Source organism: Nitrobacter winogradskyi (genome assembly GCF_006539545.1).
Classification (GTDB): Bacteria; Pseudomonadota; Alphaproteobacteria; order Rhizobiales; family Xanthobacteraceae; genus Nitrobacter; species Nitrobacter winogradskyi_A.
The window spans coordinates 1-15,793 of sequence record NZ_BJNF01000113.1; the positions used below are offsets into that span (position 1 = coordinate 1).

Below are 15,793 nucleotides of genomic sequence, written 5' to 3' on the forward strand. Positions count from 1 at the left end.
CTACCCACTCGCGCATGTCCGGGAGATCCATCTCGCCGGTTATACGCGCGAGGTCGACGAAGCGGGTCGCCCCCTTCTGATCGACACGCACAACCGGCCGGTCGATCGGATCGTCTGGGACCTCTTTGCGCACACCGTTCAGCGCATCGGCCCAACCCCGACCCTGATCGAATGGGATGCCGACGTGCCGACTTGGCCCGAACTCAAAGCCGAAGCCGACCGCGCCGAAGCGATCATGGTCGCCGGCCAACCCCACGAGTTGTATCATGCCAGAGCTCGCTGAACGGCAAAGGGAGTTCGCCTTGGCCCTGCTCGATCCCGAGCGCCCTGTACCGCTCGGACTAGTAGGGCCGAACGGCGCGCCGAGCGCGCGGCGCTTCGCGGTTTATCGTAACAACGTGATCGCCGGTCTCGTCGATACGCTACAGGCGGCGTTCCCGGCCGTCAGTCGGATCGTCGGAAATGATTTCTTCCGCGCAATGGCCCGCATCTATGCCGCAAGCGAGTTGCCGGTTAGCCCCATCATGCTTGGCTATGGCGGAAGCTTTCCGAATTTCATCGAGCGGTTCGGACCCGCTGCCATGCTGCCCTATCTGGCCGATGTCGCCCGCATTGAGCGAGCATGGACTGAGGCCTATCACGCCGCCGAGGCCTCGGCGCTCGACCCCGCCATGCTTGCGCGGTTCAGGATGGCCGCTGTCTCGGCCTCGGCGATACCAAAACCGGCTTTTCCCTCCGTCCTCTCGGTCGTAGCGCCTACCGGATAATTGCAGATCTGGACGATGAGAGCAGCGAGTTCGTCTTTCCCTGCGAGACCGGCGAGCATGGCTATCGCGGCTTGGCCAACCTCTGGCGCACGGTGAAGAAGACCGCAAAGCGTCTCAAGAGAGATAGCGACCATCGTGTTGCTTCTGAAGTGGACGAGCCAGGCCCACTCGATGGCCTGACACTTCATTCTCTGCGACACAGCTACGCCGGCGTCGCCGAGTCGGTCGGGGCAACGCTCCCAACGATCGGCGCTCTCCTTGGCCATACGGCCGGCAAATCGAAAGAGGGTGTGGGCGGCGCCGGAGGCGTTACCGGCGGCTACATCTTGAAGCGACTTGACCTATCGCTCATCGAGATGGCCGACCGCGTGTCGGATCACATCGTGAGGGCAATGCGTGGCCAGCAGGTCACCGCTGAAATCATCAGCTTCCAGCCGAGATCTGTTTCCCGTAAGGTACGTGGCCACGGTCGGAAGAGCGGAAATCGCCGCAAGGTCGTGGCGATATAGAATCCGTTCGCGATCGCGATCAGCAACAGCGTAACGCATCCGTCAGCGGGCCCGTATCCCAGCCTGGATTTCGGCTCCTGACGACCTAACTTCTGGCCTGATGGGGGCATTGCGACAGTTCATGAAAGACGATCAACCGAATGTTTCGAAGCATGAATTCATCAATGAGAACGCCCGCCAGCTTGGGCTTCTCTTTAAATTTGCTCGACAGATGAACGAACTGGACTTTGCTAGTTCTTTAAGCGGAGAGTTTCGAGGCATGCGGGACGCAGGATGGTCCACAACCATAGCTGCTGAGCAGGTATCGACGAACTGGTCGATCGGCTTTCCTCAGACCAAACTCATAATTTAAGCGAGATACGGATCATACTGTTGCTCTGCAGCCAACTCGCGGAGGCTGGTAGTGTCTATGAGACACTGAAAATATGATGGGAGTGATTGATCAGACGCCATACTTGTTGTGGCCGTTCAAAGATCTTGCGAGGGTCAAGAGTAACCCCAAGCGCGTGATTGGTCCGAATGCAAATGCAACGTCTAGCACAGCACGCGCGCAGAATCGGGATGATCCGTTTATCGGAATCGTTCGAACGCGTGTTTCGTGACGATATTAGGAGCATTCTACTGGAGCGCGGGTATGTGGTGGCGCAGGGCCACGCCCGACTGCGCCTCCTGCTCGGTGAACTTTCATAATTTCAGTTGCTAACCGGTGGAAAGCGTAATGAGGACTTGGAGCATACTCGTATGTGTGGGAGGCATTCTCGCGGTGGTGGCGGCATCGCCCGTGTCTGCAGAGTGTGAAAACAACGCGAAGAGCTGCATCGAAGCCACAAGGTTTCACCAGAGGTTGTGTGCACGGGTCAGGCTATCGAGCGAACGGCGCGATTGTTACCGTCGTGGAAAAAAAGTTTACGAAGAATGCCTCAAAACCGGCAAATGGACCACACCGCGATGCGATCTATCCGGACTTCTAAGGCGGTGACAATCAAGCACACATCTCCATCTTTCGTCGACGTTATCGCCGTCGCCGATGAAGCTGAATGCCTGGTCGAAGGGTGATACCGGCGGGGTGTCGATCTGCGACAGGTTGACCTTGTCGAGCGGATTGACTGAAATCCAAGATCCAGTCGGGCGGCGCTACAGTGCTGTCCGACACACGTTGGAAGACGAATGAGTCGTTTCCGGTGCCGCCCGATATGAGATCCTGACCGCTTCCGCCGTAGAGTCGCCGTCCTCTCCACCATGCAGCTTGTCGCTGCCACTGCCGCCGATTGCGCCTTACTGCGTGCTGTGGATTGTCGCAATTCCGATCGGGGCAATGGCGACCCCGCAGCCGCTCTGGCTGGTCGCCAACGTGATGAACGGCTTCATCGCGGTGCCGACCTGATCGCTTTGCTGCTCCTCAGTCCCATCGTCTTTGTGAGCTGACGGATATTTTGAACCAAGCAGATAGAGATTACTGCAGAGGAGCATGACGATCTAGATTATGCATTTGGCCTGTGGATGTCTGATGGGCGGCGGTCGATATCCGAGCGATGAGGCGGTCGATATCCGAGCGATGAGGCGGTCGAACTGTGTTGTATTGATTACGCCATTGCTCGATGATGATCTGTGCCTCCTTCAGGCTGTAGAAGATTTCCTGGTTGAGGCATTCGTCTCGAAGCTTGCTGTTGAAGGACTCGCAATAGCCGTTCTCCCATGGGCTGCCAGGCTCGATGTGGGGGATCGCCACACCACGCCTTTTCTTCGGTTGGCCGTTCAAATTTCTTTCCGCAGGCCAGATAGATGAAGGCCGAGCACACCCTGATCGCGTGCCCGGGGTCTTCCCTTCTCACTTGCCTCCAAGCGCGCGATAGATCTTTTGGCCGGCGCGGCCGGTCGGTTGCATGCCGAAGCGCTTTTCTGCCTCGGCGATGGCCACGCGGGTGACCGGGCCGATCTTCCCGTCCGCCTTATCGATGTCATAGCCGCTCGCCAGCAGCAGTTTCTGCAGATGGAGACGCTTGGCGCGCGACAGGCCTGCATCGTCGGTTGGCCAGGGCGTCCTCAGCGACGGGTAGCCAGCGAGCCGGTCCGCGAGATGGGAGACGGAGATAGCGTAGGATTCGGCGTGATTGTAGGCATAGATCGCGTCGAAGTTGCGGAAGACAAGGAAGCCTGGCCCTTGGCGTCCAGCTGGTAGGAGAAGGCCGGCTTGGGCACCGCCGGAAAGCCGAGCTCCGTCGGCGCGCACCACGCCGCGGCGCGCCCAGACAGACAAAGCTGCCCTTTTTTTGCGCCCCGTCGGACCGCTGTAGCCGGGCGGCACCTTGACCTCAATCATCCAGGACTCGCCGGGCCGCCACCCGGCACGTTTCAGATAATTGGCCGTCGAACCCAGTGCATCGGCAACGGAGTTGACGAGGTCGCGCCGTCCGTCGCCGTCGAAATCAACAGCGAAACGCCGATAAGTGGATGGAATGAACTGCGTCTGTCCGAAGGCTCCAGCCCACGACCCGTGGAGCTTATTCAGTTCGAGATCGCCGCGATCGACGAGCTTCAGCGCAGCGATCAGTTCACCGCGCCAGAAGGCCGTCCGCTGCCCTCCTTGGCACACAAGAGTTGCCAGGGCATGCGGCAGAAAGTTATCACCCGCTTCCTGCCCATAGTCGGTTTCGATGCCCCAGACTGCAACAATCACGTGGCGGTTGACACCAAAGCGCTGCTCCGCCGCCCGCAGGACGCGATCGAACTTGCGCATCATGGCGCGGCCATCGCTGATACGCTGCTCGTCCACTAGAAAGCCGAGATAATCCCAGATCGGCGTTTTGGATTCTGGCTGCACCTTTGAGAGCCGCAGGACCTTCTCGTCCGGTTGTGCAGCATTGAGGGCCCGGGAGGCGAGGAGTTTGCTGACGCCGGCCCTGACAGCTGTCTCCCTTAAGCCAGCGACACAGGACGAGAAACTCGCGGCTGTCGAGTGACCGGCCCACACGACGCATAGAATTATAACCAAGACGGTCACCCGCATAGTCTGGCTCCATCCGAATACTGGCGATTTCCTTTGCGGAAGATGCACGGGCCTATCCTTGCGCGCCGCGCATATCGGCTTCGATGGTGAGGCGCGCCGGACCGCTGAAGTGTGACCGGTAAACTTGGAGATTCTCCATCACGCGCTGCACGTAGGTGCGCGTCTCCGTGAAGGGAATGCGCTCGACCCAATCGACGACGTCCACGTCCGGGTTGCGCGGATCGCCGTAGCGCGCGGTCCATTCCTTGACGCGTCCGCGCCCCGCATTATAGCCGACAAAAGCGAGGACGTGATTGCCATCATACGCATTGACGAGGTCTGCGATCTCGGCCGAACCCATTTGCACGTTAAAGGCCGGATCGTTCAGGAGCCGTTTGGGATCGAACTTGATTCCCAACCGGCGCGCGATGGTGCGGCCCGCGGCGAGCGTCACCTGCATCAGCCCCATCGCCTTGGCGGCCGAAACGACCCTCGGGTTGAAGGCGCTTTCTGCTCGCGCAATCGCGTAGACAAGGCTCGTGTCCGCCTTCAGTCCGATGGGGACGTATTTGGGCAACCCGACGCCCGGAAAGGCATATTCATCGAAGGCAAAGCCGCGCGCCAGCGCGCCCCTGCCGATGGTCAGCATGGCGCGGGCGTCTTTGTGCCTCGCGACGGTTTCAGCGATGAGCGTCAGCACGTCGACATCTCCGACGCGGTTGAGATCGGCGACGAACGGAACCACGAGATCGCGATTGCCGGTCGCGTAGAGCAGTTCGACCGCATGCACTAGGTCGACATTGCGCAAAGCCATGCGCCGCGCGCTGTCCAAGGCCGGCGGTCGGCGAACCGGTATTTCCCGACGTCCAAGGCGAGCGCGCGCCAGTTGGCCATAATACGCAGCAGAGTGCTGCGCCGCCGCTTTGTAGTACCTGCGCGCCTCGCTGGCGCGGCCGGCCGTTTCGGCAGCGCGTCCGAGCCAATAGCCTGCACGAGCAAGCGACGTCGGGTGCGTTGTGATCTGCGGTATGCGGGCGAAATGCTGCGTTGCTGAGTGTGGATCGTGGAGGAACCGCAACGCGATCCATCCTGCAGTGAACGGCTGGTCGACACGGAGGCTTTCCTTCGACGGGAGAGCGGCATTGCGAGCGATCCGGTAGGCGATCCGCGCCTTGCCATCGTCAAGCATTTTGCGCACAAGAATTCGGCGCTCGATCCACCACTCGTCGGCATTGTGAACGACGCGCGCATCGTGCGGCGCCGACATCATCAATTGGGCGGCTTCGCCGATGTGACCGTTACGCCGGAGCCACTGAACGCGTGTGAACAGATAAGCGGGATCGTCGCGTGCTGCCTTCGGCACTGCGTTGAGCAGCGCGCCTGCATTTTTCGCCCTGCGTTTGACAGCCGAGCGTGCTTTCACAATAGCGATCTGGGGAGCGCCGAGGCGTTTCGCCGTGCGCATTGCAGTATCGAGGTCGTCCGCATAGAGCCGCACGTGCATGCGCGCCTTATGATCGGCCGTAGTGAGCAGCGGTCCGAACGTCTTCAGCACCTGCGCTTCGAGTTCGGCCGAGAAATTGTCCTCGCGCCAGGCCGAGCGGACGTATTTCTGGGCCGCGGCGCGGTCGCTCTGCGCCAGCAGGGCGCGTCCCATCGCCAGTTTGCCGAGCGCCCCCAACGGTTCCTGATCGGAGAAGAATGCGAAGACAGCGCCGGGCTCGCGCTGCTCGAACCAGAGTCGGGCTTCCGCGCGCCGTCGCAACAATCCCAGACCTGGCCAGGAGGAATTGGTGCGCGCAAACGTGGCGTAGCGCGCAAAGCTTGCGTGCGTACCGTCAGAGCGCAGGGTCACCCATTCCACGAGCTTCTGGTCTACGCCATTGCGGATATGGTCATGGCGAGCGGCAGTCGCCTCAGCCTTGCCACGGCGGGCAAGACTGATTGCTTCTTTGAGAGCAGCGATCTCTATATCCGACGGTGCCGCTGCCGCAGAAGCAAGAGGCGCCGTCGATGCGAGCAGCCGACCGATGGCCTCAGTAGGCGCCACATTCGGACGAGGGCGCGGGGTCGGAACACGCCGGTCCGCTATCAGCCGGCTGACTGTGTTCTGATTCGTCAGCACGCGCTTACTGTGTGGCGACGTCATCCGAGTGCGGGGCTTAACCTTCGGCTTGCTGGCCATCGTTTTCTGCGTTGCCACACGTTTGTCGCTCTTCGGAGCGCAGATCGCACGCGAACCAGTCGCGAGCAGCGCGATACAGGCAAAAAACGAAACCAGAGCAAGGCGGGCATTGATCGACTGCGTCATAAAGTCCCATGTCAGCCGCGCAGAGTGCTGCGATAGCGGAAGCTGCGTCCGTCCCCTTACGAATTCTGCACGAAAACGTTGCTGAAATGCAAACCCAGGTCACCTTTGCCGCAATTTGATCTTCAAACCACGGCAAAAGTGGAGCAAGCGGCGACGGCCGCACGATGTCATCGAAGCACGTCACTGAGCGCGCACCCATTTGCGGAAATTCGATATGGGCGAGCGCAGTCTGGACTTTCATCACTGGATCGAACCAGCAACAATGGATGCAGAATGCAGCAGATCCGCAATCGCTAGGATTGCGCTGTGACCGCAAAGCACGAAGTTCCATTCAATCGTCTCAGTTGATGCTGCTTAATCTGCTCGCATGAGCTGCCGCGTGATCGATGAATAGTCACTTAAAAAACGGGGAGCGTTCCGGGTATGCCTATTGGCCAGAATCGACACACACATTGGCTCGGCTTTTCTTGGCTTTTTGTCTTTTGCTTCTCATGTGCCGTCTTGAGTGTCACTCTGGTTCAATCAGGCCAGGCTCGCGAGCTGGATAATGCCCGCTCAGATACCGTCGCCTTGCTGCAATCGCCCCAGCATCTGCGAATCGGCGTTGTCGGTGATTCAATTGCCGGTAACCTTGGTGATGGCATGCAGAAGCTTCTGCGCGACCGGGACAATCTTAAGATTATCAAGTTTGCCAAGCCCGCTACCGGCCTCATGCGTGATGATGTTTACAACTGGCAAAGCGCTCTGAAGGACTTCGTCCGCCAAACGAAACTCAACATCATCGTTGTCATGATCGGCGGAAATGACCGCCAATCGATTTGGATGAACGGCCGCAGGCTTTCTCGCGGATCCAAAGCCTGGCTGGCAGAGTATGAACGCCGTGTCGCACAGTTCATGAAGGTTCTCGCGGAAGCGGATGCCAAAGTCTATTGGGTTGGCTTGCCGGTGGTCCGGTCCACATCGATGAGCCGAGACTACAAGAGGCTGAACCAAATTTTCCATGCGCAGGCTCGAAAACATGGGTTCACCTATGTCGGCACGTGGGAGACTTTTATCGATGAGAATGGCAGCTATTCGTCCTTTGGTCCCAGCCTGGACGGAGTGAAGCGACGTCTACGCAAGGAGGACGGAATGCATTTCACCAACGATGGCGAACTCCGGCTGGCCGATACTGTCGCCCGTGCGATTAACCGTAGTCTGAGCGAGATCAAGACAGCACGCTGACGCAGAGTGTGAAGCACGGGTCAGCGTATCAGACAATAGATGGAATAGCCGCATAGACAAAGGTCGATTTGCTGGCGCCTGACTGGAGGCTCTCTGCAGACATTTGCGGCTAGCCCGGCCACGACAACATCAGCAAGGCTCGTTCATCGGCGCTCATGCTTTTTCCGACACTGACTTTTGCATTGTTCTTCATCGTCGTCTTCACGCTCGGCTGGATTTTGGAGCCGAACGCTGCGTCGCGCAAAGTGCTGCTGCTCGCGGCGAGTTACGTTTTCTACGGTTGGTGGGACTGGCGATTTATGGCCCTGCTCGCCGGCAGTTCGGCGGTCAACTACCTGGGCGGACTGCTGCTTGCACGAACCAAGGAAGACCGATCGAGGCGATGGATCGTCGCCGTGACGGTTGCCGTCAATCTCGCCGTCCTCGGGTTCTTCAAGTACTATGACTTTTTTCTCGATAGCTTGACCGATCTTTTGCTGGCGTTCGGTCTGCAGCGCGATATGCCGTTTCTGGAAATCATCCTGCCCATTGGCATTTCGTTCTTCACATTCCAGGGCATCTCGTATGTGGTCGACGTCTATCGTGGTCATGTGAAGCCGGTATCCTCACCGCTCGATCTGTTTCTTTACATCTCGTTTTTCCCGCAGCTCGTCGCCGGACCGATCGTGCGCGGCTCGGACTTCCTGCCGCAGCTGTCGAAACCACCGCAACTCACTCGCGTCGCCGCGGTCTATGGCTTCCTTCTGATCTTGACCGGCATGCTAAAGAAGACAGTGGTGGCGCATTATCTGGCGGTCGACCTGGTCGACCCGGTCTTCGTCGATCCCACATCCGCAAGCAGCGCCGACCTTGTTGCGGCGCATTATGCTTATGCCATACAGGTGTATTGTGACTTCTCAGGCTATAGCGACATCGCTATTGGCATCGCCGCGCTCCTTGGGTTCCGCTTCAGAAAGAATTTCGACCGCCCGTTCGCGGCTACCTCGCTACAACAGTTGTGGCAGCGCTGGCACATCTCGTTGTCAACCTGGCTACGCGACTATCTCTTCCGAGCGTTGCGCGGGAAAAAGCGAGAGACAGGTTGGCGCATGCACCGCAACGTCTTCTTGACCATGTTGCTTGGTGGTCTGTGGCACGGGGCTAATTGGACCTTTATCATCTGGGGCGCCATTCTCGGGGCGGCCCTCGTGGTCGAGCGGGTTACCAAGAGCCGCCTTCACCAATGGCGGACGCAGATGGCTGCGCGCAAAGGTGCCTCCAACGCGCAGGCAGGTGGTAAGGCCAGGCAAGCCATGGGCTCATTCGTTTCAGCGTTTATTGGCTGGCTCATAACCTTTCATGTATTCACCCTCGCCGCAGTCTTTTTCCGTTCACCGGATATGGACGTCGCGACAAGCTACTTTGAACAAATGTTCTCATGGTCCGGCAATATGCAGCTGTTCAGCCCGTTTCTTCTTATGCTGACGGCAGGCTCTGTGGCGGTGCAATTCCTGCCGGGCAATGCGCTGGAAAAGACGGCGGAGAGATTGCGGAGCATACCCGCATCGATGCTTGGGCTCCTGTTCGGCGGCGGGCTTGTGCTGATCAAGTTCATCGGCCCCGAAGGCGTTGCGCCGTTCGTTTATTTCCAGTTCTAGGGCGCATGATGGACCAACCCACGCACGACAAGTCTTCCGGACACCGCTGGCCCTCGCGCAGCTTGGGACGCTTCCGTTACTACCGTCGCCCGCCTGATGGAAAATCAGCCGATGCCAATGCGAACGTCCGCGCCAGCGGCTTCGCCATGCTAATCGCATTTGTACTGATGGCGCTGTTCAATTCCGGCGACTTGCGCAGCTTCACCCGTGACCTGCCGGGCAACTGGTTGACGGATCAATTGGTGATGTACTCCGATCAATGGCACGAACTCATGCTCGCGTTGGGGCCGGCGCATGTCCGGCCGGTTATCCACGACCTGTTTGATGATCTCAGGGAGATGCGCTGGTGATGGCCAAGCCAACCAATGCCATCATTGTGCACGGCACTTGCGAGCAGTCGGAATATTTCAGCCCGGACCATCCGGCATTATCGAATAGCCACTGGCTGCCCTGGATCCAAAAGCAATTGCTGATCAAGGGGATCGCCACGCAAACGCCAGAGATGCCCAAAGCATACGATCCAGTCTACACGGTCTGGAAGCGGGAGCTGGAGCGGTTTGATATCAGCGCCACGACGCTTCTGATCGGCTATAGCTGCGGTGCCGGCTTTTTGCTGCGTTGGCTGAGTGAAAACTCCGTTCGTATCGCAAAGCTGATCCTCGTCGCCCCATGGCTTGATCCCGATAAGACACACATTCGAGGCTTCTTCGAATTTGAGATCGACGCTAGGCTGGACGCGCGTGTGAATGATATCCACCTTCTGGTTTCGAATGACGATCATCCTTCGATACTGAAATCTGTCGGGCAGATCATTGACACGCTTCCCGGCATTGGAGTGCACCGGCTTGACCGGCTGGGCCATTTCACCTCAAAGGATTTGGGTTCGACCGCTTTCCCGCAATTGCGCGCCATCGCGCTGGATGAAACCGAGGCGGAATGAAGAATTGCCACAAACAACAACGTTGATTGGTCATTTTGAGGGGACGATCAGTGGGCATCATTCGTTAAAGGACGGACTGGTCTAGTCTAAAATGCTTCGCCCGGATATGCGCCCCAAAGTCTCGTTTGGCGGATGTATCCCCGGCTCCCCTTAGCTTTCACCTTGCACCATTTTCCATCGCATCCAACGACGCGAACCAGCACCTTCGACTGCACGATCGCGACAGCCGGGGCGTTCTCTGCAGCATCAGAGCTTAACGCCACAGGTTTGGCTCCTGACCACGGGGCAACCAGCGCCGGTCTGTTGCCGGAAAGCAACGATCCGACCATCCAGCCCTCTTCACCAGCCCAGTCGCGGATTCGCCGCCAATTCCCAAACTCCGCAACTATTTCCACCGGGAGACCGCGTCGAACGTATATCCACTTAAGCGGGTAGCTGACGCTTGGTCCTACGCGCACATTTGCGGGTTTGGATTTCACCGAAACGAAACGAGGAATTGGCAAGCTGGTCGTTCTTCCAACATCCGACGCAAATGTGTTGCCAGCGAGCAAGCCCAGAGCGATGACTGGAGTAGAAATGATCATTCTGCGCATCATTCGATAGCGTGTACTATTTCGTGGCAAGCGCGACAGCGCGGCCTGAACGGATGTTTCCACGTTGTTCGGCTTGTGTCTCAATTTCAATCACGTACCATAAATACTTCAAGTGGGAGGTTGAGATGAACCAGCGTAACATCATCGTCGCCATTGCTGTCGCTGTTGTGGTCCTTTTACTTGGTTGGTATTTTTTGGCTGGAAGCAACGTGCCGGCTCCAACGACCTCAACGCCCCCAACCACAAGCATACCCGCACCTTCCACAACCCCACCAGCGTCTCCTCCTGCTTCGGCTCCTCAACAATAACGTAGCTAACCTAATAGTCCATGACGGAGCGGGGTTCAGAGAATGAGCTTTTACCGCACCAAGCTTTGCGCGGGCCGCCATGATGTGTTTGGTCACGGTAGATCGTGAGATTCCAGGAATTACCGAAATCTCCCAATCCGTCTTTCCCTCGCCCGCCCAAAGTAAGCAATCCCATTCGCGCGGGGTCAGAGTGTCACCGACGCGGCGCCAGGTCGCGATGTGGTGGAGATGTCGTCCTACGGCATAGCGCGAAGTTCAGTACTGACAGATCGGCGAAATAGCCAATTTCCCGCCCCCCCGAAAGACAACGCGGCGACGTCGCCCTCCATTGTGGATCGGCTGTCATCGACATAGGGGGGCTCACGTCTGGTGGACGGACAACATTGTCGATCGAGGGTTCGTGAACATCACAGTCCTTGATCTATCTAGGCTGCGCTTGCGATCGCTAAAGCCCGCCTCGGGGACCGTGGTGCGAAGGTTCATTGGATCAGGATGGCCGCTGCCTCGGCCTTGGTGACACCAAGACCGGCTTTTCCCTGCGTCCTTTGGGACGCAGCGCATATCGACTCATCGCAGATCTCGACGCCGAAGACAGCGAGTTCGTCTTCCCTTGCGGGAGCGGGAAACATGGCTACCGCGCCCAACCTGTGGCGCACCGTGAAGAGGACCGCGGCGTCTTGAGAAGGGCGCGAGGCGTGACGCCCTCCCGGAGCAGGACGAACCCGGTCCGCTCGACAGCCTCACACTTCATTCTCTCCGTCACAGCTACGCCGGTGTCGCCGAGTCGATCGGGGCGACGCTTCCAACGATCGGCGCTCTCCTGGGCCACACTGCTGGCAAGTCGAAAGATGGTGTCGGTGGCGTCGGAGGTGTTGTCTGCGTTCGGTACGAAGCGAGAAAGCGCGCCTCCAATCGTTGTCGGCCAGATCGCGGTTTCCTCTGATTGTCTTGTCACGCCACGCCCCAAGAGCGTCCTCGATTGGTTTGGTCTGACCGAAGACCGGCGACGAAGTGCGGCGCCTCGATCTTGAACCCGCAACGTCAGCCGCCAGCTTTTTTCCGCCGCCTTCGGCTTTGCATCGCGAACCATATGTGGCCCCCCTCGGTCAAGCCTTTCTTCAGATCATTTTGAACCCGGTCAGGTGCTCGCATATGTCCGGCCTCTCTGATGATCGGCCGAACGGCCGCGGGCCTTGATAAAGTCCGCGGATCATGGGCCCAATCAAAAAAGCGCATTCTGTCGATGCAGTCTCGCGAACGGGTTGTCCTGATCCCCGGCAGAACCGGTATTCATCACGATCGTCTGGCAGGCCCTCCGAACTGGGCGACGCGACGGCGTCGAACTCTTATGCGGCTGAGTGCCCGTAAACGGTGTTTCGTGCCATAACCGCCCATGCGATCCGCGCCATCTTGTTCGCCAGCGCCACGGCTGTCAGGCGCGCGGATTTGGTCAGCAGTAGTTTCCTCACCCACTCGATGAGCGGGCCATGCACCTTGTGTTTAACATGCCGGACGACGGCCGTTGCGCCGACAACCAGGAGTGTTCGCAGATAGCGATCGCCAGCCTTGCTGACCGCCATGCTCCCCGGCCCTTCCGCATCGGTTACGCGGGATGTGTGCCGGGGATTATCTCCGACACCTCACGGCGGAGAGAGTTGTGAGAAAGGTGTCGTCGGGAGAGATCGCAATCTCGCTGGTTCGCATAGAGAGCAGCTAAAAACACGCCAACGGCATTCCATCTCAAGGACATGACCGATTACATTGACCGACAGCGCTCCCTTGCGCTGAAAAGAGCATGAGCAGCGTCACGGCCGTCTCGGTAGGATCGCGTGCCTGCGAAGGGAGGTGAGCGCTTGCCGCTACACCTTCTTCCTTCTTCCGTTCTCACCTTGGTGGTTGCAATATGGTTGCAACGCCTTTCCGATAAAACAGCCATCTAGAAGTACAGGCCGAGTAGCTGGTTGAAGTTGCAGTGAAATATTGGCGCACCCGACACGATTCGAACGTGTGACCTTTGCCTTCGGAGCAAGGGAACCTTCTCCTCGGCTCGGCTCGGTTATTGCGCCAGCGCTGCGGGCATGGCCTAACTCAAGCCGCTACTCGTTCTTTCTGAATCGCGGGCGTCGCCCCATTTTTCCTTGGTGCCGCCTTCTTGTCGTGCTTTGCGGGTTTAGTGTCGTCCATCATGAAATTACGGATTGTCTGCGCTACCCGATCCGCGGCTGCGATCAATACGCTATCGAGATGATGGACGTACTTGCTGGTCACGGTGCCAGCCGCGTGGCCGAGCAATGCGCCAATGGTTGACTCGCTGTAGCCGAGATCGCCTGCGACTGAGGCATAGGAATGCCGCAGCGTGTGCGGGGTCACATCACTGAGCTTCGCCTTCTTCATGATGCGTTTGAAGCCTGACGGCATCCCACCAAAGTGTCCTTCGCTGCGAGCCGCCGGCAGCACGAACGGACAGTTCTTCCGCTTCTTGATCCTATCGAGAACGCCGAACAGGGCTCCGCCGACAGGCCGCACCGATGCCCCCTCCTTGCTATCTAGGAGACGAAAGCAGCTGTGATCGGAGTCGACCTCGCTCCATTTCAGGGCTTCGATCTCACCGAGACGACAACCCGAGAGAGCAAGAAGTCGGACTCCCTGGACGATCTGTTCGGTTTCCATCTCCTTCGTGGCGACGATCAGGGCATTGCCGAGTTGGCGATACTCCCGTGCATTCAGCCGGCGTTCACGCCGGCCATCGGCGGATCGCTTCACTCCCCTGGCGGGATTGAAAGGAATGGTCCCTTCCGACACGGCATAAGAAAGGATGCCTCCGAGCAGTCCTGTCGTCCTGGCTGCTGTCCCAGCGCCACCCTCGACGATCGCCTTGCCGCGCTTCTTCTCCGTCTTCTCCACGACGGCGGTCTTCCCCGCCGTGACATCTCGGAGAAACTTGTTGATGTCGGCTTGCTTCAAATTCCTGACCAGCTTCCGGCCGAGTAACGGCTTGATATGCCGTTCGATGCGACCACGATCTGTCACAAGCGTCGAAGCCTTCTTCGGGCGTCGGCCCTTACCCATTATCAAGCCAGCTTCAACGGCGCGAATATAACGATCACAAAGCTCAGCCACCGTCAGGGATTTTCGGCGGGTCACGCGCTCCTCGACCGGGTCTTCACCTTTCAAAACCCCGCCCAGCGTCTTCATCGCTTCCTTGCGGGCTTCATCAGTCGTGAGCTTTCCGTGATGACCGAGCGACATCCGTCGCCTGGCACCCTCGCTATTGCGATAGTCCGCATAGTAGATGCACTTTCCGGAAGGAAATACACGCACGCCAAAGCCGGGCAATTCGCTGCACCAGAGGAAATACGGCTTCTCACCCGGAGCAGCACCGTCCACAATCCGCTTCGTCAATTTTGGCATCTTCTGACCTCTGCCCCAGTTTGAGTGTCACCATAGTGTCACCAAGAGATCGGCAAATAGGGATGAGGGCAGGTTAGGCGGTATGACCGTGAATATCAAGGAAATGCCGATAAATCAGCGGTTTTACAATTACATCCAATTTGGTAAGACTACGGAAAAGGGCTATCGACTGCCCTCCGAAGGCAAAGGTCACACGTTCGAATCGTGTCGGGTGCGCCATTCCTGAATCGTCACTGGAAAATTGATCTAACATATTGAACGGTAGAGACAAATCCGTCGTTCTAAACCCTTCGCCGCAACGGTATTGCAGCCGCATGGCAAAGGCGAGTTTCAGTACCGCCCGCTTGTCTTCCAGACGCTCGGAGCGCCATAGATTCCAAGGGCTTGCGAGAAAACCGAGCGCCGTTCTAACTGTTTTGTCGAACTCCCGTGCCGGACGCGTTGTTTCCGTCATGCGTTCGCGGATTAAGAGCTTTTCTGCTGCAAGCTTCTCAATGCGGTTCTCGTAGGCTGTAATGACGCTCGGCAGGCTGGCGTCAAGGATGCGTTCGAGCAGGGCCGCGACCTGTTTCTCGATCTTCATGAGTTGCAGGCACGCCGTGGTTGGAGCGCCGGATAATGAAACGTGCACCCGCAACTTCAGGCTTGGCAACCGCAAGCGCCGACAATGCCGAGCCTGCCCGCTGGCGGAAGTCGCATCCAACGAGCGACGCGCCGAGGCCTGCACTCTGATCTGACACGGTGCATGAATTTTATGTGCATGAGTTTTACGAACGGCTCGGCATTCGTGGAGATAAAAGCATTACGCTGACGCTGCTATTCCGTGAGCGGCTTATCCACACCACGGTTGTCGCGACCGCCCAGAATCACAGCCGAATGTTACCGAGCGGTTTGTTCGACCGACTGAGCATTCGTTTCCATCAGGAGGAACGCTGCTGGACACCGTGCTTTTAGTGTCTGTGACCTCAATGGAGGCCTCCTTTCGGAAGCCATGAATCGCAAGCCGCCAACCATACTAACTCATTTATAGAGCTGGACCGCAGGACACCCCGACCCATCCCGTCATTTTGGTGACCCTCTACGCTCCAGGCCCGTAGTGCTAGGACG

Annotated in this window: 18 protein-coding genes, 1 tRNA gene and 3 pseudogenes; 10 read left to right on the forward strand and 12 right to left on the reverse strand. The window is 58.3% G+C overall.

Annotation, left to right across the window (positions count from 1 at the left end; genetic code table 11):
* The 4 genes from NWI01_RS17410 to NWI01_RS17425 all read left to right on the forward strand — a co-directional run.
* A partial coding sequence (locus tag NWI01_RS17410) for a multinuclear nonheme iron-dependent oxidase (protein WP_141385232.1) occupies positions 1-283 on the forward strand: 283 nt, incomplete at its 5' end.
* Positions 267-767: an HvfC/BufC N-terminal domain-containing protein gene (locus tag NWI01_RS17415; protein ID WP_141385233.1), complete on the forward strand. Its 501-nt coding sequence runs from the start codon at positions 267-269 to the stop codon at positions 765-767. The genes NWI01_RS17410 and NWI01_RS17415, both read left to right, overlap by 17 nt.
* A gap of 71 nt (positions 768-838) precedes the next feature.
* Positions 839-1,276: a hypothetical protein gene (locus tag NWI01_RS17420; RefSeq protein WP_141385234.1), complete on the forward strand. Its 438-nt coding sequence runs from the start codon at positions 839-841 to the stop codon at positions 1,274-1,276.
* 121 nt (positions 1,277-1,397) lie between these two features.
* Positions 1,398-1,628, forward strand: a complete 231-nt coding sequence (locus tag NWI01_RS17425) for a hypothetical protein (RefSeq protein WP_141385235.1) — start codon at positions 1,398-1,400, stop codon at positions 1,626-1,628.
* A gap of 660 nt (positions 1,629-2,288) precedes the next feature.
* On the opposite strand, the pseudogene NWI01_RS20380 reads toward NWI01_RS17425, so the two are convergent.
* Positions 2,289-2,483: pseudogene (locus NWI01_RS20380) on the reverse strand (M10 family metallopeptidase C-terminal domain-containing protein); the annotation flags it as partial.
* A 39-nt stretch (positions 2,484-2,522) separates the two neighbouring features.
* On the opposite strand from NWI01_RS20380, the gene NWI01_RS19160 reads away from it, so the two are divergent.
* Entirely contained in the window at positions 2,523-2,660 is a 138-nt protein-coding gene (locus NWI01_RS19160) for a hypothetical protein (protein WP_181410565.1), read from the forward strand.
* Positions 2,661-2,757: 97 nt separating this feature from the next.
* Here the strand turns inward: NWI01_RS19160 and NWI01_RS17435 are convergent.
* From NWI01_RS17435 to NWI01_RS19885, 4 genes and pseudogenes are all read right to left on the reverse strand, one after another.
* Positions 2,758-2,993, reverse strand: a pseudogene (locus NWI01_RS17435) (integrase core domain-containing protein); the annotation flags it as partial.
* Between the two features lie 111 nt (positions 2,994-3,104).
* On the reverse strand, positions 3,105-4,283 hold the full coding sequence (locus tag NWI01_RS17440; protein WP_141385236.1) for a lytic murein transglycosylase: 1,179 nt from the start codon (positions 4,281-4,283) through the stop codon (positions 3,105-3,107).
* Between the two features lie 52 nt (positions 4,284-4,335).
* Positions 4,336-6,312 carry a lytic transglycosylase domain-containing protein gene (locus tag NWI01_RS17445; protein ID WP_244613870.1) on the reverse strand — a complete coding sequence of 659 codons (1,977 nt, stop codon included), beginning with the start codon at positions 6,310-6,312 and terminating at the stop codon, positions 4,336-4,338.
* Positions 6,313-6,424: 112 nt separating this feature from the next.
* Positions 6,425-6,904 carry a hypothetical protein gene (locus NWI01_RS19885; RefSeq protein ID WP_244613871.1) on the reverse strand — a complete coding sequence of 160 codons (480 nt, stop codon included), beginning with the start codon at positions 6,902-6,904 and terminating at the stop codon, positions 6,425-6,427.
* Positions 6,905-7,074: 170 nt separating this feature from the next.
* Between NWI01_RS19885 and NWI01_RS17450 the strand changes: the two genes are divergently transcribed.
* The 4 genes from NWI01_RS17450 (at position 7,075) to NWI01_RS17465 (ending at position 10,374) form a co-directional block, all read left to right on the forward strand.
* Positions 7,075-7,797 carry an SGNH/GDSL hydrolase family protein gene (locus tag NWI01_RS17450; protein WP_181410566.1) on the forward strand — a complete coding sequence of 241 codons (723 nt, stop codon included), beginning with the start codon at positions 7,075-7,077 and terminating at the stop codon, positions 7,795-7,797.
* Between the two features lie 155 nt (positions 7,798-7,952).
* Positions 7,953-9,434, forward strand: coding sequence for an MBOAT family O-acyltransferase (locus NWI01_RS17455; protein WP_141385239.1), 1,482 nt, complete (start codon positions 7,953-7,955; stop codon positions 9,432-9,434).
* A gap of 5 nt (positions 9,435-9,439) precedes the next feature.
* A complete protein-coding gene (locus tag NWI01_RS17460; protein WP_141385240.1) occupies positions 9,440-9,784 on the forward strand; it encodes a hypothetical protein in 345 nt (114 codons plus the stop codon).
* Positions 9,784-10,374 carry an alpha/beta hydrolase gene (locus NWI01_RS17465; protein ID WP_141385241.1) on the forward strand — a complete coding sequence of 197 codons (591 nt, stop codon included), beginning with the start codon at positions 9,784-9,786 and terminating at the stop codon, positions 10,372-10,374. Before NWI01_RS17460 ends, NWI01_RS17465 begins: the two co-directional genes overlap by 1 nt.
* Positions 10,375-10,460: 86 nt before the next feature.
* Here the strand turns inward: NWI01_RS17465 and NWI01_RS17470 are convergent, their stop codons facing one another.
* The 4 genes and pseudogenes from NWI01_RS17470 to NWI01_RS17480 all read right to left on the reverse strand — a co-directional run.
* Positions 10,461-10,970, reverse strand: a complete 510-nt coding sequence (locus NWI01_RS17470) for an SH3 domain-containing protein (RefSeq protein WP_141385245.1) — start codon at positions 10,968-10,970, stop codon at positions 10,461-10,463.
* A 224-nt stretch (positions 10,971-11,194) separates the two neighbouring features.
* Entirely contained in the window at positions 11,195-11,494 is a 300-nt protein-coding gene (locus NWI01_RS17475) for a helix-turn-helix domain-containing protein (protein ID WP_307723472.1), read from the reverse strand.
* Positions 11,495-11,906: 412 nt separating this feature from the next.
* Positions 11,907-12,230: a hypothetical protein gene (locus NWI01_RS19165; RefSeq protein ID WP_181410567.1), complete on the reverse strand. Its 324-nt coding sequence runs from the start codon at positions 12,228-12,230 to the stop codon at positions 11,907-11,909.
* 391 nt (positions 12,231-12,621) lie between these two features.
* Positions 12,622-12,849, reverse strand: a pseudogene (locus tag NWI01_RS17480) (IS110 family transposase); the annotation flags it as partial.
* 38 nt (positions 12,850-12,887) lie between these two features.
* Between NWI01_RS17480 and NWI01_RS20385 the strand changes: the two are divergent.
* On the forward strand, positions 12,888-12,992 hold the full coding sequence (locus NWI01_RS20385; RefSeq protein ID WP_367399560.1) for a pyocin activator PrtN family protein: 105 nt from the start codon (positions 12,888-12,890) through the stop codon (positions 12,990-12,992).
* Positions 12,993-13,256: 264 nt separating this feature from the next.
* Here the strand turns inward: NWI01_RS20385 and NWI01_RS19170 are convergent.
* From NWI01_RS19170 to NWI01_RS17495, 3 genes are all read right to left on the reverse strand, one after another.
* Positions 13,257-13,328 (reverse strand) — tRNA-Ser (locus NWI01_RS19170).
* A 35-nt stretch (positions 13,329-13,363) separates the two neighbouring features.
* Positions 13,364-14,686: a site-specific integrase gene (locus NWI01_RS17490; RefSeq protein ID WP_141385242.1), complete on the reverse strand. Its 1,323-nt coding sequence runs from the start codon at positions 14,684-14,686 to the stop codon at positions 13,364-13,366.
* 73 nt (positions 14,687-14,759) lie between these two features.
* Complete coding sequence (locus NWI01_RS17495; protein WP_141385243.1) at positions 14,760-15,269, reverse strand: hypothetical protein; 510 nt, start codon at positions 15,267-15,269, stop codon at positions 14,760-14,762.
* Positions 15,270-15,793 lie beyond the last annotated feature (524 nt).